This window comes from Hymenobacter sp. UYAg731 (genome assembly GCF_054061335.1).
The window spans coordinates 1-18,906 of record NZ_JBSSEC010000010.1 but is presented as its reverse complement, the minus strand read 5'-3'; the positions used below and the strand labels follow the sequence as shown (position 1 = coordinate 18,906).

General features: G+C 65.5%; 13 protein-coding genes. 7 read left to right on the top strand and 6 right to left on the bottom strand.

From position 1 onward, the window contains the following. Nucleotides 1-253: 253 nt before the first annotated feature. The 4 genes from ACVWYF_RS21990 to ACVWYF_RS21975 all read left to right on the top strand — a co-directional run bounded on the left by ACVWYF_RS21990 (nt 254) and on the right by ACVWYF_RS21975 (nt 4,963). Nucleotides 254-919 (top strand): peroxiredoxin-like family protein, encoded by a 666-nt coding sequence (locus tag ACVWYF_RS21990; RefSeq protein ID WP_457072257.1) that lies wholly within the window; start codon nt 254-256, stop codon nt 917-919. 45 nt (nt 920-964) lie between these two features. Next, complete coding sequence (locus ACVWYF_RS21985) at nt 965-2,344, top strand: O-acetylhomoserine aminocarboxypropyltransferase/cysteine synthase family protein (RefSeq protein ID WP_457072255.1); 1,380 nt, start codon at nt 965-967, stop codon at nt 2,342-2,344. 271 nt (nt 2,345-2,615) lie between these two features. Then, nucleotides 2,616-3,644 carry a homoserine O-acetyltransferase MetX gene (gene metX, locus ACVWYF_RS21980; protein WP_457072253.1) on the top strand — a complete coding sequence of 343 codons (1,029 nt, stop codon included), beginning with the start codon at nt 2,616-2,618 and terminating at the stop codon, nt 3,642-3,644. Nucleotides 3,645-3,703: 59 nt separating this feature from the next. Continuing rightward, entirely contained in the window at nt 3,704-4,963 is a 1,260-nt protein-coding gene (locus tag ACVWYF_RS21975; RefSeq protein WP_457072251.1) for a homoserine dehydrogenase, read from the top strand. Nucleotides 4,964-5,047: 84 nt separating this feature from the next. Here ACVWYF_RS21975 and ACVWYF_RS21970 read toward each other — a convergent pair whose 3' ends face one another. Further along, nucleotides 5,048-6,286, bottom strand: a complete 1,239-nt coding sequence (locus tag ACVWYF_RS21970; RefSeq protein ID WP_457072249.1) for a T9SS type A sorting domain-containing protein — start codon at nt 6,284-6,286, stop codon at nt 5,048-5,050. Nucleotides 6,287-6,440: 154 nt separating this feature from the next. On the opposite strand from ACVWYF_RS21970, the gene ACVWYF_RS21965 reads away from it, so the two are divergent. Then, on the top strand, nt 6,441-7,349 hold the full coding sequence (locus ACVWYF_RS21965; RefSeq protein ID WP_457072247.1) for a S66 peptidase family protein: 909 nt from the start codon (nt 6,441-6,443) through the stop codon (nt 7,347-7,349). A 338-nt stretch (nt 7,350-7,687) separates the two neighbouring features. Here the strand turns inward: ACVWYF_RS21965 and ACVWYF_RS21960 are convergent, their stop codons facing one another. The 4 genes from ACVWYF_RS21960 to ACVWYF_RS21945 form a co-directional block, all read right to left on the bottom strand. After that, nucleotides 7,688-8,713: a M28 family peptidase gene (locus ACVWYF_RS21960; RefSeq protein ID WP_457072244.1), complete on the bottom strand. Its 1,026-nt coding sequence runs from the start codon at nt 8,711-8,713 to the stop codon at nt 7,688-7,690. Between the two features lie 51 nt (nt 8,714-8,764). Then, on the bottom strand, nt 8,765-10,264 hold the full coding sequence (gene cysS, locus ACVWYF_RS21955) for a cysteine--tRNA ligase (protein ID WP_457072241.1): 1,500 nt from the start codon (nt 10,262-10,264) through the stop codon (nt 8,765-8,767). Nucleotides 10,265-10,489: 225 nt separating this feature from the next. After that, the gene (locus ACVWYF_RS21950; RefSeq protein WP_457072238.1) at nt 10,490-11,665 is read right to left on the bottom strand and encodes an endonuclease/exonuclease/phosphatase family protein; all 1,176 of its coding nucleotides are present in this window, start codon (nt 11,663-11,665) and stop codon (nt 10,490-10,492) included. 150 nt (nt 11,666-11,815) lie between these two features. Further along, a complete protein-coding gene (locus tag ACVWYF_RS21945; protein ID WP_457072236.1) occupies nt 11,816-12,226 on the bottom strand; it encodes a hypothetical protein in 411 nt (136 codons plus the stop codon). A gap of 367 nt (nt 12,227-12,593) precedes the next feature. Here ACVWYF_RS21945 and ACVWYF_RS21940 point away from each other — a divergent pair, with 367 nt between their 5' ends. Continuing rightward, nucleotides 12,594-16,130: a DUF7948 domain-containing protein gene (locus tag ACVWYF_RS21940; RefSeq protein WP_457072234.1), complete on the top strand. Its 3,537-nt coding sequence runs from the start codon at nt 12,594-12,596 to the stop codon at nt 16,128-16,130. Between the two features lie 92 nt (nt 16,131-16,222). Here the strand turns inward: ACVWYF_RS21940 and ACVWYF_RS21935 are convergent, their stop codons facing one another. Continuing rightward, a complete protein-coding gene (locus tag ACVWYF_RS21935; protein ID WP_457072232.1) occupies nt 16,223-17,044 on the bottom strand; it encodes a cyanophycinase in 822 nt (273 codons plus the stop codon). Nucleotides 17,045-17,353: 309 nt separating this feature from the next. On the opposite strand from ACVWYF_RS21935, the gene mgtE reads away from it, so the two are divergent. Beyond that, nucleotides 17,354-18,730, top strand: a complete 1,377-nt coding sequence (gene mgtE, locus ACVWYF_RS21930) for a magnesium transporter (RefSeq protein WP_457072230.1) — start codon at nt 17,354-17,356, stop codon at nt 18,728-18,730. The last annotated feature ends 176 nt before the right edge of the window (nt 18,731-18,906 follow it).

The window sequence follows — 18,906 nt, the reverse complement described above, 5'->3', positions numbered from 1 at the left end:
GCATTGCCCAACGGGCGAATGCGAATGTGCTGTTGTTGCGCGTGTTGTTGCTAGTCTGATTTCGGCCTAACAACCTCCTCTTTCTTCTTCGTGGGAATGCCATTGTACCTGGCCCGTTGGGGCCACGCGGGTGCATCGAATGCGCTGAACGCGGCCACTGGCCGGCCCGCGCTGCACCGGACTACCGCCCCAGGCGGACCATGCTCCCCGAAGAAGTCTCTCTCCCTCACCCAGATATTCTTCTCGACTTCGCATGTCCACGCTCACCACTCCCGCTTCCATTCAACCCGAACTGGCCGCTACGGCCCAACACTTGGCCACCCTGCTGCCCGCCACCGCCAGCCAAACCATCGATGCCGGCATTGCGGCCGTGCATGCGGCCGGTTTGGCGCAACGCAGCCTCCGGGCCGGCCAAACGGCTCCCGCTTTCACCCTGCCAGACGCGGCGGGCCAGCCAGTTTCGCTGACGACGCTGCTGGCCAGCGGCCCGGTGGTGCTGGTGTTTTATCGCGGCAACTGGTGCCCCTACTGCAATGTGCAACTGCGGGCCTACAACCAGGCCCTGGCCGATTTCAAGGGCTTTAATGCCACGCTGGTGGCTGTTTCGCCCCAAACGCCGGACCTCACCAGCCTCACGGCCGAGGAAAAGGAGTTGCGCTTCCCAGTGCTGAGCGACCTCGGCAACGCGGTGGCCCGGCAGTACGGGCTGGCCTACCAGGTGGGCGATGCCGTGTACCACACGCTGCACGGCGTGGGCATCGACTTGGCCATTTTCAACGGCGACGATAGCGGCGAGCTGCCGCTGACGGGCACGTTCGTCATCGCCCGGGATGGCATCATTGCCTGGGCCGCCACCGAAGCCAACTTTAAGCAGCGGCCCGACCCGGCCGTGCTGCTGGAGGCGCTGGCTCAACTCTAATTCAACATTCATAATCAACGCTTCACCGCTTAAAATATCAACATCATGTCCGTTCAGCCCCAACACTTCGAAACCCTTCAGCTCCACGCCGGCCAGCAGCCCGACCCCACCACCGGGGCCCGCGCCGTGCCGCTGTTCCAGACCACCAGCTACGTATTCAAAAGCGCCGAGCACGGGGCCAATCTGTTTGCCCTGAAGGAGTTCGGCAACATCTACACCCGCCTGATGAACCCCACCACCGACGTGTTCGAGCAGCGCGTGGCGGCGCTGGAGGGCGGCGTGGCGGCACTGGCCACCGGCTCGGGTCAGGCGGCCCAGTTCATTGCTTTGAACAACATTCTGCAGGCCGGCGACAACTTCGTGAGCACGGCCTACCTGTACGGCGGCACCTACAACCAGTTCAAGGTGGCGTTCAATCGCTTGGGCATCGAGGCGCGCTTTGCGGACGGTGATAACCCGGCTTCGTTTGAGCCGCTGATTGACGAGAAGACCAAGGCTATTTACCTGGAAACCATTGGCAACCCCAGCTTCAGCATTCCGGATTTTGAGGCCATCGCGGCCGTTGCGAAGAAGCACGACTTGCCGCTGATTGTGGACAATACCTTTGGCGCGGGCGGCTACTTGTTCCGGCCGCTGGAGCACGGCGCGCACATCGTGGTGGAATCGGCCACGAAGTGGATTGGCGGGCACGGCACCAGCGTGGGCGGCGTGATTGTGGATGGCGGCACCTACGATTTCGGCAACGGCAAATTCCCGCAGTTCACCGAGCCGAGCGATGGCTACCACGGCTTGATTTTCAATGACGTATTTGGCAAGGGCGGGCCATTTGGCAACATTGCCTTCATCATCCGGGCGCGGGTGGAGGGGCTACGCGACTTTGGGCCTTCCATCAGCCCGTTCAACTCCTGGCAGCTGCTCATTGGCCTCGAAACCCTGAGCCTGCGCGTGGACCGCACCGTGGAAAATGCCCTGAAAGTAGCCAACTGGCTGGAGCAGCACCCGCAGGTGGAAAGCGTGAACTACCCCGGCTTGGCCAGCAGCCCCTACCACGCCATCGCCAGCAAGTACCTCAAGCGCGGCTACGGCGGCGTGCTTTCGTTCCGCATCAAGGGCACCAAGGAAAATGCCTCGCAATTCATCGACAGCCTGAAGCTCATCAGCCACCTGGCCAACGTGGGCGATGCCAAAACGCTCATCATCCAGCCCTCGGCCACCACGCATCAGCAGCTGAGCGAGGAGGAGCAGCTGGCCGCCGGCGTCACGCCCACCTCGCTGCGCCTGTCGGTGGGCATCGAGCATTTCGACGACATCAAGGCCGACTTGCAGGCGGCGTTTGATGCCATCGGCAACACGGCCAGCCTGCCGACGGAGGGCGAGGAAGTGGGCGAGCCCGCACTGAAGCACGCCCAGCCGCTGGAAGTATAGTTTTTAGTGGTTAACGATTAGTGGTCAGTGACATGGTAAAAACCACTGAGGATTAATCGTTAACCACTAACCGTTAACCACTAACAATATTGCCGCCAGCGGGCCACCCTTGGCGGGTCGGTGCCAGTCTCGCTGGCGGCCGAGTTTTATCGCAGCTTTAGAATCGGTGCGCCGGCCCGGGCCTCTTCCGTGATGGGAGGAGAAATGGGAGTGAGAAACTATTGCGTCGGGCCGGTTCGCTGGTTCTGAAGCTGTGCTACTTAATTGAATTATGCCAACCCAAGTATTTGAACTGCCGGACCTGACCCTGGAAAGCGGCGAAACCCTGACCGGGGCGCACGTAGCCTACCAGACCTGGGGCCAGCTCAACGAAGACCGCGACAATGTGGTGTGGGTGTGCCACGCCCTCACGGCCAACGCCGACGTACTGGCCTGGTGGCCGGGCCTGGTAGGGCCGGGCTGCTACTACGACCCCACCGAGTGGTTTATCGTGTGCGCCAACGTGCTGGGCTCGTGCTACGGCAGCACCGGGCCGCTCGATGCCGACCCGGCCACTGGCCAGGCGCGCTTCCAGCACTTCCCGCTGCTGACAATCCGCGACCTGGTGGCGGCGCACGAGGCGCTGCGGGAAGAGTTGGATTTGGCGGATATCAACACGCTGATTGGCGGCTCAATGGGTGGGCAGCAGGCGCTGGAGTGGGCCGTGCAGCGGCCCGATTTGTTCGACCATTTGGTCGTCATTGCCACCAACGCCCGGCATTCAGCCTGGGGCATTGCCTTTAATGAGGCCCAGCGGCTGGCCATTGAGGCCGACCCGACCTACGCCGCCGGCCAGCCCGGCGGGGGCGACGACGGCCTGCGCGCCGCCCGCGCCATGGCCCTGCTCAGCTACCGCAGCTACTCGGCCTACGCCGAAACCCAGACCGACCCTACCGACGACGAGCTGTTGCGCGAGCACCGTGCCAGCGCCTACCAGCGCTACCAGGGCGATAAACTGGTGTCGCGCTTTGATGCCTACAGCTATGTTTCCCTGAGCCGGAGCATGGACACCCACCACCTGGGCCGCAACCGGGGCGGGGTGCCGGCGGCGCTGGCCCGCATTGGGGCGCGCACGCTGGTGCTGGGCATCACCTCCGATGTCCTGTTTCCGCTCACGGAGCAGCGGGAGCTGGCGGCCCACATTCCCGGCGCGATGTATGCCGAGCTGGACTCGCGCTACGGGCACGACGGGTTCCTGCTGGAAACGGCGGCCATCACGCATTTCCTGGAGCTGTTCTACGCGCCCACGTTTGTGCATTAACGGGTAGGGTGCGGGGTCGTACCCTACTTCTTTTCTGACCTTTGAAAACCATCCATCCTATGGATTCTGATAAACAACTCCTGCGCCTCGGCCTGATTGGTTTTGGCTGCGTGGGGCAGGGCTTTTACGACATCCTGCAACAGCAGCCCGGCCTGGGGCTGGCCATCACGCGCATTGCCGTGAAAAGCCCCACCAAGCCCCGTTCGCTGCCCGCCGACCGCTTCACCTACCACGCCGATGAGCTGCTGAACGACCCCACGCTGGACGTGCTGGTGGAAGTCATCGACGATGCCGATGAGGCGTTCCGATTAGTGAGCGCGGCGTTGCGCCAGGGCCGGCGGGTGGTGACGGCCAACAAGGCCATGCTGGCCCGCCATCTCGCCGAGTTGGTGCAGCTGGAGCAGCAGCACGGCGGCGCGCTGCTGTATGAGGCGGCCGTGTGCGGCAGCATCCCGGTGGTGCGGACGCTGGACGGCTATTTCAGCCATGAGCCGCTGCGGGCGGTGCAGGGCATCTTCAATGGCTCGTCCAACTACGTGCTCACGCGCATGAGCGAGGAAGGCTCCGACTACGGCCCGGCCCTGGCCGAGGCGCAGGCCAAAGGCTTTGCTGAAACCGACCCAGCGCTGGACATGGGCGCGTTTGACCCGCGCTCAAAGGCGGTGATTCTGGCGGCCCACGCCTACGGGGTTTTTCTGGAAGCGGATGAGGTGCTGAACCTGGGCATTGAGGGCATTGGCGCGGCGGATATTGCCTACGCGGCGGCGCAGGGCCAGAAAATCAAGGTAGTGGCCAGCGTGGAGCGCCTGGCCGATGGCCGCGTGACGGCCCTTGTGACGCCGCAGCTGGTGGGGCCAGAGTCGCCGCTGTTCACCGTGGAGCACGAGTTCAACGGCGTGGTGATTGCGGCCGAATACGCCGGGCCGCAGTTCCTGCGCGGGCGCGGGGCGGGCGGGCACCCCACCGGCTCGGCAGTGCTGGCCGACGTGCTGGCCCTGCGGCGCGGCTACCGCTACGGCTACGCCCGGCGCGCCGGTGCGCCCGCACCCCAGCTCACCCAGGGCCTGGAGCTGGATGCCTACGTGAGCCACGCCGACGCAAGCGTGCTGCGCGAGGTGCTCACCTGGCTGGAGCTGCCCGCCGAAGCCCTGGCAACCGATGCCCTTCACCCCTACGCTACCGGCCCGGTGGCGCTCCGGCAGCTATGGGCCTGGCGTAAGGAGCTGCGGACCGCCGGCATCTTCGTGGCCCGGCGGGGCGCGGTGCGGACGGTGGCCGAAGCGGTACCGGCCCGCACCGAAGCAGCGGCTTTGGCCTGATTACAGCCCAACACAACCAAAGAGGCCCCGAAACGCCAGCGCTGTTTCGGGGCCTCTTTGGGTTCTTCGGTTAGCTGCGGGCGGTTAGCGGAACTCGATGCGGACCGGGGGCTGGCCGGGGACTTTCAGCAAATAGATGCCGGCATTGAGCGTCCCGCGCAGTACGCTCAGGTCGCGGGTGCTGGTGGGGCGAATGGTGCGGACCACCCGGCCGGCGGCATCAATCAGCTGGGCTTCGGCGGCGGCGGCCCAGGCTTCGGGCAGTTGGATGCGGATGGCGTCGGCGGCGGGGTTAGGGTAGGCCTGGGCGGCGGGCGCGAGGGTGGCCGGGACTTTAGCGGCCGTCACAACCAGGCCGGGCAGCGCCAGCACGGGCCGCAGAAAATCGCGGATGGTGCGGAAGGTGGTATCGGCGTAGGCCGCGTTGCTCTCGAAGGGAATGTGGCCCGCTCCGCGCAGGGTGCGCAGCGTGTTGCGGATGCCCAGCGCGGTAGCGCGGGGGTTGAGGCGACCGCTGCCGTACACGTACTTGGGCGGCAGGAATGAGCCCACCCGGCCTTGCAGGTAGGGCACGGTGGCATCGGCGGTGCCGTGTACGCTGCACAGGGGCGCGTTGCCGGCCTCGATGTAATTGGGGGTTTCGGTGGCCCCGCTCAGGTTGAGCACGGCCTGGGGCAGGCTGCTATAGCCGAGGTTGCCGCTCACGCCCTCCACGCCGCCCAGCGCGGCCAGGCCCACGTAGGCCGGCACCTCGGCGGCTTTGTCGAGGTAGCCGACTTCGAGCGCGGCAAATGCCCCGGCCGAGGAGCCGCCCACGATGACGTAGCCGGGATTGACGCGGTAGGTGTTGGTGGTGGCCGCGTCTTTGCGGAAGAAGCGCACGGCGGCGCGCAAATCCTGCATCCCCCGAATGGCCGACTTGGCAATGTTCACTGTGTCGAAGGCGGTGGCAATGGTGCCGAAATCCAGCAGCCGGTAGTCGATACTGGCCGTGACGTAGCCCAGACGGGCAAACTGGGTGCAGACGGCCACCATGTAGGCATCGGTTTTGGAGCCCCCGATGAAGCCGCCCTGGTGGGCAAAGACGATGACCGGCCGCCCGGCCAGCACATCGCCGGTGGGCTGGTAGATGTCCAGGAGCAGCGTCTGGTTGGCTCCGGCCGAGTTCACGGCCGCACCGTAGGCCACGCCCGAGGTCACGGTCACGTTGGCAAACACGGGCCGGTAGTAGCGCCCGCCGGTGGTGTCGATGACGGCCTGGGCGCTGGCCCCCCGGGCCGCCGTGAGCAGCAGGGCCGCCAAGAAGAGGAAAAGTGTTTTCATCACGAAAAAAGGAAAAGGTGAGCCGGGCAATTAACCAGAGCCCAGTCCCGGTATCAATGCCGGAAAGGGAGCCGGGGTTGAGGCCGCCGGGCGGGCGGCGCTGGTTCCGAAGATACAGCCTGCGTTATTTGCAGCCGCATAGTCCCGCTACTTTATGTCGATTTCCTTCCCCCCTGCCCTGCGCGCCGGCCAGCGCGTCGCCATCGTCAGTCCCGCCCGCAAAATCAGCGCGGCCGAGCTGGCCCCCGCCATCGCCACCCTCCAGAGCTGGGGCCTGGACGTGGTGCTGGGCGAAAGCATCGCCGGCGACCACCACCAGTTTGCCGGCGACGACGACCTGCGCCGCCGCGACTTCCAGCAGCAGCTCGACGACCCGGCCATCCGCGCCATCCTCTGCGCCCGGGGCGGCTACGGCACGGCCCGCATTGTGGACGGGCTGGACTTTGCCGGCTTCCGGGCCGCGCCCAAGTGGGTGGCCGGCTTTTCCGATGTGACGGTGCTCAACGCGCACCTGCTGGCCCTGGGCCACGCCAGCATTCACGGCGTGATGCCGGTGCTGTTTCATCAGGCCGGCGGCGAGCTGGCGCTGGAAACCCTGCGCCGGGCCTTGTTCGGCGAAGCCTTCCAGCCCATCGCCGTGCCCGCCCACGCCCTCAACCGGCCCGGCACCGCTACCGGCGCGCTGGTGGGCGGCAACCTGAGCCTGCTCCAGACCGTCACGGGCACGGCCTCGCAGGCCGGCTTCGCGGGCCGCATCCTGTTTCTGGAGGACCTCGACGAATACCTCTACCACATTGACCGCATGATGCTGCACCTGCACCGCAGCGGGCAGCTGGCTAGTCTGGCGGGACTGGTGGTGGGCCACTTCTCCTCCATGCGCGACAACGCCATCCCCTTCGGCAGCACCGCCCTGGAAATCATCGACCGCTACGCGCAGATGTACGATTTCCCGGTGGGCTACGGCTTCCCCGTGGGCCACGAAGCCGACAACCTGGCCTTGGTGGTGGGCCAGCCCATGACGCTGACCGTGGACGGCGCGGGGGCGCGGCTCACCACCGCCTAGCCGGGCTCGCCCCCAATGTTTCGGATTAACCCAATGGCCGTTTCGGTAAACCCGATGGCGGTGACGGCAAACCCGATGGTATTTGCTACTGAAGAAACCCCGGCTTAGCGGGTCGGTCATTAATGCCTGGTTCCCGCCCCGGCGGTTATTCATTGGGCAGAAGCCGGCCTGCCCCTACGGCGGCCCCGGAAAATCCCGCACCGCCGCGTTGCACATGGCGGGGTTTTCGTGCGGGGCGTACCGGAACGGGAAAGGACGGTTGAGGGCACCCCACTGGTACCCAAAACGGCCGGCAGGTTGCCCCGCCGGCCGTTCTAAATACCTGGTTATTCCAAAGCTTAGTCCACGTACAGCGTTTGCAACATGGTCTGTCCCACGGCCTTCATCGTATTGCGGTCAATGATGGCCATGTTGTCGGTGGTGGCGTGGTGGTAGGCGGGAAAATAGTCGGTGGGCGAGTTGTAGTGGTAGATGTCGATGGTGGGGATGCCGGCCCGGTTGGTGTACACATGGTCGTCGGTGATGCCGCCGGTGTCCTCGTAGCGGAAGTAGTCGGAGTAGCCCAGCTGCGAGGCCACGCCCCAGATTTTATCGAGGGCCGTGCGGGCGCTGGTGCGCGAGGTTTCTTCGCGGGTGAACTTGCCGTTCTTCGCTCCTACCATGTCCAGAAGCACGCCGTACTCGGCCTTATAGTTGGCGGGCAGCAGATGCGCGGCCCAGTACTGCGAGCCCAGGCACCAGGAATCGGTGCCACTGCCGGCCAGCTGGTCCTTCAGGTCGGCCTGGGTAGTGTCGTCGTGGCCCCAGTCCTCGGCATCGAAGAAAATGAAGTCAACGCCCACGTTGGGAGCTAGCTTCTCGGGCTGCTGCGAGAGCACGCGGGCCATTTCCAGGGCCACGGCCACGGCGCTGGCCCCGTCAGAAGCGCCGTCCATGGGGGCATTTTTCTTCACCTTGTCGGCATCGGCGAAGGGGCGGGTGTCCCAGTGGCCGAAAATGGCCACGCGCCGCGCCGCCTGCGGCTGGTACTGGGCAATGATGTTGCGGGCGTGGATGTTGGTACCGTCAAACGTCATCGCCTCGAAGGGTTGCTCCATCACCTTCAGGCCGTAGCTTTTGAGCTTCGCCACCAGCCAGTTGCCGGTGGCAACGTGGGCCTTGGAGTTGGGCACACGCGGGCCAAAGGCCACCTGCTTGGCCGTGAAGGCGTAGGCCGAGTCGGCGTTGAACACCGGGGCCTTGGGCAGCTTGGGCTCGGCGGCCGCAGTGGTTTCGGCGGTTTCGGTGGCCTTTTTATCGGGACAGGCCGTGAGCAGGACGGTGGCGGCCAGCAGGATGCTCAGCCGGGGAAGAAGATTTTTCACGCAGGGTCTCGCAGTGTTTAAAAACGCAGTGTCTCGCAGTGTTCTGTTCGGCTACTCCTCGCTGTAGGCCCACTCTACACCGGCCTTGGTGTCCTTTATTACGATGCCCTGGTTTTTGAGGGCGGCCCGGATAACGTCCACTTTGGCGTAGGCTTTGTCGGCTTTGGCTTCGGAGTAGAAGCCCAGGGTGAGGGCAATAAGCTGCTCGGGGTCGACGGCGGTTTCTTCGCGCAGGCCCAGCACATCCTGCACCAAGGTGCGGTAGGTGGCGGCGGCTTGCGCGAAGGCTTCGGGGCCGACTTCGGCCAAAGAAACCGGGTTAGTGGCGAATTTATTGAACTGCTTAAGCAAATCGAACAGCGCGGCCAAAGCGCGGGGCGTGTTTAAGTCGTCGTCGAGGAACTCGGCAGGTTTGGCGGCCAGAGCCAGCAGGGAAGTAGCGGCGATGTCCATAGAATCATCCCCTACTTCGGGCTGGTTAATCGTCAGCTTGTCCAGCAGGCGCAGGCCGTTCATCAGCTTGCGGTAGCCTTTGCGGGCGGCTTGCAGCGCGTCGTCGCTCACGTCCACGGGCGAGCGGTAGTGGGCTTGCAGCAGGAAGAAGCGCACCACCATCGGCGAGTAGCCGAAGGCCAGCGGCCCGGTCGGCCCCTGGAACATATCCCCCAGCAGCACGAAGTTGCCCAGGCTCTTGCTCATCTTGGTGCCGTTCACGGTTATCATGTTGTTATGCACCCAGAAGCGCGCCTCGTCGGTGTGCGAATGACTGCCCTGGCTCTGCGCAATTTCGCACTCGTGGTGCGGAAACATGAGGTCGAGGCCACCGCCGTGGATGTCGCTCAGCTCGCCGAGGTACTTGCGGCTCATGGCCGAGCACTCCAAGTGCCAGCCGGGAAATCCTTCGCCCCAGGGCGAGGGCCAGCGCATGATGTGCTCGGGCGAGGCCTTCTTCCAGAGGGCAAAATCCAGGGGGCTGCGCTTCTCGCTCTGGCCTTCGAGGTTGGCGCGGGTGCCGGCCAGCTGGTCCTCAATGCTGCGGTTGGAGAGCTTGCCGTAGCGCTTGCCTTCTTCATTGTACCTAGGCACGTCGAAATAGACGGAGCCGTTCACCTCATAAGCCAGGCCGTTGCCAATGATTTCTTCAATTACCTGAATCTGCTCGATGATGTGGCCGCTGGCCTGGGGTTCGATGTCGGGCGGCAGGCAGCCGAGGCCCAGCATGTGCTGGCGATAGCGGTTAGTGAAGTGCTGGGCCACCTGCATGGGCTCGATGCGGGCGGCGCGGGCGGCCTTTTCCATCTTGTCCTCGCCGGTATCGGCGTCGCTTTCGAGGTGGCCCACGTCGGTGATGTTGCGCACGTAGCGCACCTGGTAGTTCAGGTGGCGCAGGTAGCGCGTGAGCACGTCGAACACCACCGGGCCGCGTGCGTTGCCGAGGTGGGCTTCGCTATACACGGTGGGGCCGCACAGGTACACGCCCACCTGGGGCGGATGCACGGGCTGGAATTCTTCTTTCTTGCGGGTAAGCGTGTTATAAAGCTGAAGCGACATGGTGCAAAGGTAGCGGGCCGCGCGACGTGCGGCGGCGGGGAGGCCGAAACAAAAGATTAGGGCCTTTTGCTCAACTCATCAAGACGTTTTGTGCAAAACGTCCTAATGAGTTGAGCAAGTCGATAGGTCAAGTTGGGCAACATGTAGGGGCGGGGCTTGCCCCCGCCCGCCGTTCGCACTATTCCGACGACTCCGCGCAACGACGGGCGGGGGCAAGCCCCGCCCCTACTTCAGGCGGTACAAGGCCTCCACCGGAAAATGGTCGCTCCATTTGATTTCCCGATGCACGCGGCACCCCAGCACCTGCCACTGCTTGCTGGCAAACTGCTGGTCGATGCGCAGGCCGGGCAGCTTGCCATTGTAGGTGGCCCCGAGGCCGAGGCCCACGGTGGCCCAGGCGTTCTGGAGGTGGTCGGCCAGCTGGTCGTAGACGTAGGAATAGGGCAGGTCGTTGGTGTCGCCGGCCAGCAGCACGGGGTAGGGCGAGCGGACTACACGGGCCACAATGGTATCGACCTGCACGCCCCGGGCCACGGCCCCGTTGCGGAAGCGGCGCAGCAGGTTGGGGGCTTTGAGGCGGAGGCCGGCGCGGCTTTCGGTGGCGGTGGCGATGTCGCTTTCGGCCATGGCCATGCTTTGCAGGTGCAGGTTGAAAACGCGGATGGTATCGGGCCGGGCGCGGCCGGGGCCGGCGGGGCGGGCCAGGTCGGCCCACATGGCATGGTTCTGCGAGAGCTTGCCGAAGGGGATGACGCCCTGCCGCACGATGCGGAAGCGCGAAAAAATGGCCAGTCCGAACTCGGCCCCCGCGCTGTTGGTGAGGCTGGTGGACACGAAGGCGTGCCGCCCGCTGCCCTTGCCCAGCTGGTCTTCCGACTGAAAGATGCCGCCGCTTTCCTTCGAGCGGCGCGGCTCGTTGTAGAACTCCTGGAGGCAGAGCACGTCGGCCGGGCTGGCGGCCAGCCACCGGATGAACCCCCTGGAGGAGGCGTAGTCCGGGTCGCGTAGCTGGGCGTACACGTTGAAGATGCGGACGTTGGCCGAAATCAGGCTCACTTCGTTCGAATGGGGGATGAAGAAGGAGGAATGAAGCGTTTTTCCATTTGGCAATACCTCATTCTTCACCCCTGATTCCTCATTAAGCGAAGCGTGCAGCGCCAGGCCGCGCTGCACGTGCGGCCACGTCAGGCCCAGGGCCACGATGGGCAGCACCGCCACCCGCCAATTGCGCCGCAGCCAGTACAGGGCCAGCAAGGCCGTGAGCAGCAAGGCCACCGGCGTGGTGAGCGCCCCAAACACCACCGGCCAGAACGCGCCGGCCGGCACCTGCTCGCAGGCAATGGCCAGCAGCAGCCAAGCCAGGGTGAGCAACGTAAATTTGAAAGCAAAAGAGCGGCGCACGGCACAAGCAAATGGGCCGGCAAAGGTAACGGCTGGCCCCGGCTACGGCCCGCCGGGTTGTTGGACCAACAGGCCCCCAGCGCCCACGCCCACAACCGGCCCCATGAGCACAGCCCCGATAATCATGACCGGAAATTCACCGTCAGGCAATTAGCCGGCTTGCAGCCAGCTAGTCGCGGTGGTCGAATCATCGAATAGGGCCACGGTGGCGTAGCGGCGCAGCGCGGCTACCACGGCATCGGTGTGCAGGCGGCGCTGCGGGTCGGGGCTGGGCAGGGCGGCGTAGCGTACGTGCGGTATTTCCTCAACCGTGTGCGGAAACCAGTCGGTGAGCAGCCAGTCGCGGTCGGCCTCATCGAAGGCCGCCGGCATGGCGCGGTGGTCGGCCAGGATGCGGCGCAGGTCATAGCGCAGCAGCAGGTTGCGGGCATGCACGTAGAGGGCGCGCAGCTCGGAGCTATGCAGCGGCTCGCCGGTCCAGTGCAGGTACACGAACGAGCCGGGCACGTACAGGACCGACCCAACGGCGTTGGAAAAATAGTGGTGGGTGTCTTCTATCATTAAGCGAGTAACCAGCGGTGGCCCCGCAATTATGGGGGCATTCGGGGAGGTATAGCAGCCCCGTTTCACCGAGGCTATAACGCAGGTTCCGCCGCAACGGCCGGAATCAGCCTTCCCGGGGCCGTCATGCTGCCTCAGCCGCCGGTAGCTGGTCTCGCCTCCCCGCCTGAGCAGGGCGAAGAAGCGGGCCAGTACATTGGCCGCCGACCAGCATATCGCCCGTGCCTGCCCGGGTTTAATCACCGCCGTGCCCGCGCACGATTTTTGCACGATTGCCGTTCCGGCAAAACGCCGGGGCGGCCGCCAGGCAAGCCCCGCTTTTTTGCCAATCTTTGCCTTTCCACTCCTTCCTGCCTCTGGCGTTTCTATGCCCCTATCTTTTCCCTTGGTGAGCCGCTGTTTGCTGGCTTTAGTATGCTGCGCGGCCTTGCTGCCGCGCCCCGCACAGGCGGCGCGGGGCGCAGCCGTAGCGCCTTCCACCCCCAGCCTCGAATTTGTGCAGAACAAGGGCCAGTGGGACGGCCGCGTGCGCTACGAGGCCAACCTGCCGGCCGGCACGCTGTTTGTGCTGCCCGATGCGCTGACCTACGCCTTCCTGGACCCCGCCGCCCTGCGCCACCACAACGGCCAGCCCCGCCCGGCCACCGGCACTGCCAAAGCCGATGACATCGCGGCCCATACCTACACGGTGCATTTTGAGAAAGCCAGCGCCCGCGCCCGCCTCACGGCCGAAACGCCCACGGCCGGCGAGCGCAACTACTTCCTCGGCAACGACAGCCGGCGCTGGGCCAGCCACGTCGGCGCGTTCCGGCAGCTGCGCTACACCAGCCTGTGGCCCGGCATCGACCTGACCCTCTACGAAAACGCCGGCCAGCACCTGGAGTACGACGTGCTGCTGGCCCCCCGCGCCAACCCCGCCCGCGTGGCCCTGCGCTACGACGGGGCCAGCGCCCTGGCCCTAGACGCGGCCGGCAACCTCGTCATCAAAACCACGGTGGGCACCACCACCGAGCTGGCCCCACGGGCCTGGCAGCTCGATGCCGCCGGGCAGCGCCGGGCAGTGGCCTGTCGCTACATGCTCACGGGCAACACCCTCACCTTTGCCCTGGGCGACTACGACCACGCCCGCGCCCTGACCATCGACCCCACGGTGCAGTTCTCGACCCTCACTGGCTCGACGGCCGACAACTGGGGCTTCACGGCCACTTATGACAACGCGGGCAATATGTATTCGGGCGGCATTGTAGCCAGCAACCTGGGCGGCACCTACCCGGCCACACCCGGCGCGTTCCACACCACTTTCAGCAGCATCGAGGACATCGGCCTCATCAAGTACAACACCAGCGTGAGCGGCGCGGCGGCGCGGGTGTGGGCCACCTACTTGGGCGGCAACAGCACCGAATTTCCGCACAGCCTGGTGGTGAACGCGCAGAACGAGCTGGTGGTGCTGGGCAGCACGTCGTCGACCACCTACCCCACCACCACCGGCGCGGTGCAACGCACCTTCGGGGGCGGTACCTACCTCGACCCTTTTGGCGATGGCGACCCCTACAACATGCCCAACGGCTCCGACCTGTTCGTGACACGCTTCAGCGCCGATGGCAGCCAACTGCTGGCCAGCACTTACCTGGGCGGCTCGGGCAACGATGGGGTGGTGGCCAGCCCGCTGGCCGCCAACTACGGCGACACGTTTCGCGGCGATATCCTGCTTGATGCGGCAGGCGATGTATATGTGGCATCGACTACCAACTCGCGCAATTTTCCATTGTTTAACCAAGGAAACGGGTTCAACGACACCCTAGCCCCGGGCTTTGGCTATGATGCGGTGGTGTGCAAGCTGTCGGCAAATCTGCGTGTGACGTTTTGGGGCGGCTTTCTGGGCGGTACCGGCACCGATGCCGCCTACTCGATACGGCTAGATACTCAAGGCCGAACGTACGTATGCGGCGGCACCAATTCCAGCAATTTCCCTGCTACCAGCGGGGCTTACCGCACCACCGCGCCGGGCGGCACCGACGGCTTCGTGGCCCGCATCAGCACCGATGGCCGTACCCTGGAGCGCAGCAGCTACGTGGGCACGAGTGCCTACGACCAGGCTTTTTTATTACAGCTCGATGCAGACGGCGATGTCTACCTGCTGGGCCAGACGCTGGGGCAGTACCCCGCCACGACGGGCCTCTACGCCACGACCAACGGCACGCAATTTATTCAGAAGCTGAACCCGGACCTCACCTCCAGCCTCTACAGCACGGCGTTTGGCAGCGGGAGCAACACCAACGGCCCGAACCTGGTGCCCACCGCCTTCCTCGTCGATGACTGCGAGCGGGTGTACGTGTGCGGCTGGGGCGGGCAGGTGAATAGCCCAAGCCGAACCGGCATCAGCTACCTGGGCGGCAGTACCACCGGCCTGCCCACCACCGCCAACGCCGTGCAGCGCACCACCGACGGCTCCGATTTTTACCTGGCCGAGTTCTCGGCCGGCATGACGAAGCTGGAGTACGCCACCTTCTTCGGCCAGAACGGCGCCCTTGAGCACGTCGACGGCGGCACCTCGCGCTTCGATAAGCGCGGCGTGGTATATCAGGCCGTGTGCGCCAGCTGCAGCAGCAATCTGGGCTTTCCGCTGCCGCCGGGCGCGGGCACCTACACCGTGCGCAACGGCAGCTCGAACTGCAACAACGGGGCTTTCAAAATGAATTTTGAAGTGTTGCAGGCTGACCCCGGCCCGCGGCGCTACGTGTGCCTCGACAATGGCGCCGTAGCGCTGGCCGGCAGCCCCGTCGGCGGCGTGTGGGCCGGGCCGGGCGTGCAGCCGGCCCCGGGCGGCGGCTATCGCTTCGTGCCCACAGCCGTGGGGCCGGGGCAGTACGTCATCAACTACACGGTGGCTACCACCGGCATTTGCCTGAGCACCCGCAGCGTGCGCTACGTGGTGGCTCCGCCGGTGGTGCCCACGTTCGCGCCGGTGCCCACGCAGTGCATAGTAGCGGCGGCGGTGGCCCTGGCGGCCACACCGGCGGGCGGCACCTTCAGCGGGCCGGGCGTGAGCAATGGCCGCTTCGACCCGGCCACAGCCGGTGCGGGCACCCACACGCTCACCTACACCATTTCCGATTCGCTGGGCTGCGGCACCCTGAGCCAGCAGGTCACGGTGAGCCGCCTGCCCGTCATCACGCCCGGCCGCGACACCACCCTGTGCGCCGACCTGCGCCAGCCCTTCCAGTTGCGCGGCTACGCGCCCGCCGGGGGCGTGTGGAGCGGCACCGGCGTCACGGCCGGCGGCTTTTTCACGCCCCCAAACACCGGCAACCGGGGCGGCGTGTTTCCCCTTATTTATACCGTGGCGCAGGGTCCCTGCCAGGCTACGGCCACCCGCACGGTGGTGCTGGCACCGGTGTCGGCCCAGGATGTGGGCCTGAGCCTGCCGGAGTGCGCCGCCGCGCCGCGCTACACCGGCCTCGCGCCGTTCGACTGCCCGCTCTCGCCGGTGCTGTTGGCCCCGCACGCCACGTATAGCTGGGATTTTGGCGATGGCAGCGCGCCCAGCACCGAGGCCGAGCCCAAGCACCGCTATACCCAGCCGGGCACGTATCACGTCACGCTCACGGCCCGCTACGGCAATTGTGAGGTGCTCACCGGCTTCTCGCCCGTGGAGGTAGGCGACGTGTTCATGCCCAACATAATCACCCCCAACGGCGATGCCGCCAACCAGACCTTCCAGCCCCGCTTCAGCTGCCGGCCGGCTTCGCTGGAAGTGTACACCCGCTGGGGCCAGCGCGTGTACCAGACCGCTGACTACCACAACAACTGGGACGCCACCGGCCTGCCCGACGGCATCTATTACTACCAACTGCGCGACGCCGACGACCGCCGCGCCAAAGGCTGGGTAGAAGTGCGCCGCTAAAGATGTAGCGCGAACTTTTAGTTCGCGTCCCCAGCGGAAACCCGAACGATATCCAAACGGCGCGGGGATGCGAACTAAAAGTCCGCGCTACGCTACTCCGGCCGCACCGCCCGCCCCGCGATATCCACCACCTGCCCGGCCACCAGCACATGCAGCTGCAAGCCGTGCCCGCTGATGACCGCGCCCTCGGGCAGGCCGGGCAGGTTATTGTGGGTGGCCCGGGCCGCGTCGATAACCACCACGGCTTCCTCGCCAAATACCTGGGCGGGCTGGCCGGGCCGAATGAGCAGGCCGGTTTCCTCGCTCAGGCCGATGCCCAGTAATTCGGGCCGGGCCAGCACGGCATGCATCAGGCGCGGGTAGCGCCCGCGCTCGGCAAAGTGCTGGTCGAGCAGCACGCCGGGCAGCAGGTTCAGGCCGGGCTTTACTTCGATGCGGCCGCTCAGCAGGCTGCGCCAGCCGTGGCCATTCACCAGCATGAACTCCGCCACGGCCGACGCCCCGGCGCTGGTGCCCGCGATGATGAAGCCGGCTTCGGTCTGGTATTTCTGTTTGAGCAGGGCCAGAAACTCGGTGCCGAGCAGGAAATCGGTGAGGCGCTCCTGGTCGCCGCCGCTCATGAACACCAGCGCGGCCCGGCGTAGGCGCGTGAGCGTGGCGGGGTCGTCGGCGGGGTGGTCTTCGTTTACTTGCAGGTGCCGGACGTGGGGGCAGCCCAGCTGGTGCCAGGCGTGGGCGTAGGCGGCGGCGGTACGGGCGGGCTGGCGGCGGGTGGCCGTGGTGAGCACCTCGATGGGCAGGTTGCGGTCGGGCAGCAGGCCGGCCAGCAGGGTCAGCAGGGGGTCGTCGTCGCCCCCGCCGAGCACCACGAGGGTGCCCAGCGGCGCGGCAAGGGGAAAGGCATTTTCAGGCATGAGCACGGGGATTGGGCGGCAAGATGGGTCGGCGGCGGGGATTTGGGGACGGGTGGGCCATCGGCGCGGTTACGTACCTAATCGCAATAAAGACGGTCATGCAGAGCGTAGCGAAGCATCTTTACTGCTCAACGCAATCCAATCGACAGGATTAGTGACTGCTGGCAAGATGCTTCGCTACGCCCTGCATGGCGTTCTTTTATCGTTTGCCGGCACCCGTTTCCCGCCCGATTCGGCCTACTTTTGTGGAGCTTATCCCCTTCATCAACCCCGCTTGCCTAGCGAAGCACCTCCCCTCCCCTCTTTTTCATGCAGCCGCAGACCGTGGAAACCATCACGTCCCTGATTCAGGAGGGCGAATTTTTTAAGCTCAAGCAGCTGCTCCGCGATTTCCAACCCTCGGAGCTGGTGGCACTCATCGAGGCCGAAGAGGAACGGGAACAGCTCATCATCTTCCGGCTGCTGCCGCTGAAGCTGGCCACGGAGGTGTTCGAATACCTCGATTTGGAGGAGCAGCGGCACTTTCTCGACAACCTGGCCCAGGACAAGATGGCCGACATTCTCAACGAGATGTCGCCGGATGACCGTACGGCCCTGCTGGAGTTCCTGCCCGCCAACTTCGTAGCCGAGCTCGTGCAAAGCCTCTCGGAGGAAGAGCGCAAAGTGACCTTGCAGCTGCTGGGCTATCCCGAAGACTCGGTGGGCCGCCTGATGACGCCCGACTACATCGCCATCCGCGAGAACTGGACGGTGCAGCAGGTGCTCGACTTCATCCGGCAGCACGGCGGGCAGTCCGAAACGCTGAGCATGCTCTACGTGACCGACGCGCACGGCGTGCTGATTGACGACATCCGCATCCGGGAATTTCTGCTGGCAGCCCCGGCGGCGCGGGTGCGCGACCTGATGGACCGCCGCTTCGTGCAACTCACCGTGGCGCAGGACCAGGAGGAAGCCATCGATATTTTCCGGCGCAACGACCGCAACGCCCTGCCCGTGGTGTCGGACCAGGGAATCCTGCTCGGCATCGTAACCATCGACGACATCCTCAGCATCCGGGAGCAGGAAGACACCGAGGACATGCAGAAGCTCGGCGGCTCCGAAGCCCTCGATGAGCCCTACCTCACCATGCCGCTGCTGACGCTGGTGCAGAAACGCGCCGGCTGGCTGGTGGTGCTCTTTCTGGGCGAATTGCTCACGGCCTCGGCCATGCAGTTCTTCGAGGGCGAGCTGCAAAAGGCCATCGTGCTCATGCAGTTTGTACCCCTGATTATCAGTAGCGGCGGCAACTCGGGCTCGCAGGCCACGTCGCTCATCATCCGGGCCATGGCGCTGGGCGAGTTCACGCTGGGCGAGTGGTGGCGGGTGTTGCGGCGCGAGCTCATCACGGGCTCGGCCCTGGGCCTGATTCTGGGTTTGGTGGGCTTCGGGCGCATTGCCATCTGGCAGAGCATCACGCCCATTTATGGCGAGCATTGGGTGCTGGTGGCCCTCACGGTGGGCATTGCGCTGGTGGGCATCGTGCTGTGGGGCTCGCTGGCGGGCTCCATGCTGCCGCTGCTGCTCAAGAAGCTGGGCCTGGACCCGGCCACGTCCTCCGCGCCCTTCGTGGCCACGCTGGTCGACGTCACAGGCCTGATTATTTACTTCTCGGTGGCGCTGCTGCTGCTGCGCGGCACGCTGCTGTAAGGCACTTCCGCATTGCCCTATCTCAGCGGCACTAGTGCCAAGCCACCATGAGAGGTGGGGGGCCCCCCCCCCCCCCCCCCCGGGGGGGGGGGGGGGGGCCGCCCCCCCCCCCCCCCCCCCCCCGCCCGGGTTTCGAAAACAGCTACCATCCCGGCGGCCGCCAACATTCCGGCCGG

Excerpts from the sequence above, each read along its gene's own strand:
- ACVWYF_RS21990 (WP_457072257.1), top strand. The coding sequence starts at position 254 with ATGTCCACGCTCACCACTCCCGCTTCCATTCAACCCGAACTGGCCGCT.
- ACVWYF_RS21985 (WP_457072255.1), top strand. The coding sequence starts at position 965 with ATGTCCGTTCAGCCCCAACACTTCGAAACCCTTCAGCTCCACGCCGGC.
- metX (WP_457072253.1), top strand. The coding sequence starts at position 2,616 with ATGCCAACCCAAGTATTTGAACTGCCGGACCTGACCCTGGAAAGCGGC.
- ACVWYF_RS21975 (WP_457072251.1), top strand. The coding sequence starts at position 3,704 with ATGGATTCTGATAAACAACTCCTGCGCCTCGGCCTGATTGGTTTTGGC.
- ACVWYF_RS21970 (WP_457072249.1), bottom strand. The coding sequence starts at position 6,286 with ATGAAAACACTTTTCCTCTTCTTGGCGGCCCTGCTGCTCACGGCGGCC.
- ACVWYF_RS21965 (WP_457072247.1), top strand. The coding sequence starts at position 6,441 with ATGTCGATTTCCTTCCCCCCTGCCCTGCGCGCCGGCCAGCGCGTCGCC.
- cysS (WP_457072241.1), bottom strand. The coding sequence starts at position 10,264 with ATGTCGCTTCAGCTTTATAACACGCTTACCCGCAAGAAAGAAGAATTC.
- ACVWYF_RS21945 (WP_457072236.1), bottom strand. The coding sequence starts at position 12,226 with ATGATAGAAGACACCCACCACTATTTTTCCAACGCCGTTGGGTCGGTC.
- ACVWYF_RS21940 (WP_457072234.1), top strand. The coding sequence starts at position 12,594 with ATGCCCCTATCTTTTCCCTTGGTGAGCCGCTGTTTGCTGGCTTTAGTA.
- ACVWYF_RS21935 (WP_457072232.1), bottom strand. The coding sequence starts at position 17,044 with ATGCCTGAAAATGCCTTTCCCCTTGCCGCGCCGCTGGGCACCCTCGTG.
- mgtE (WP_457072230.1), top strand. The coding sequence starts at position 17,354 with ATGCAGCCGCAGACCGTGGAAACCATCACGTCCCTGATTCAGGAGGGC.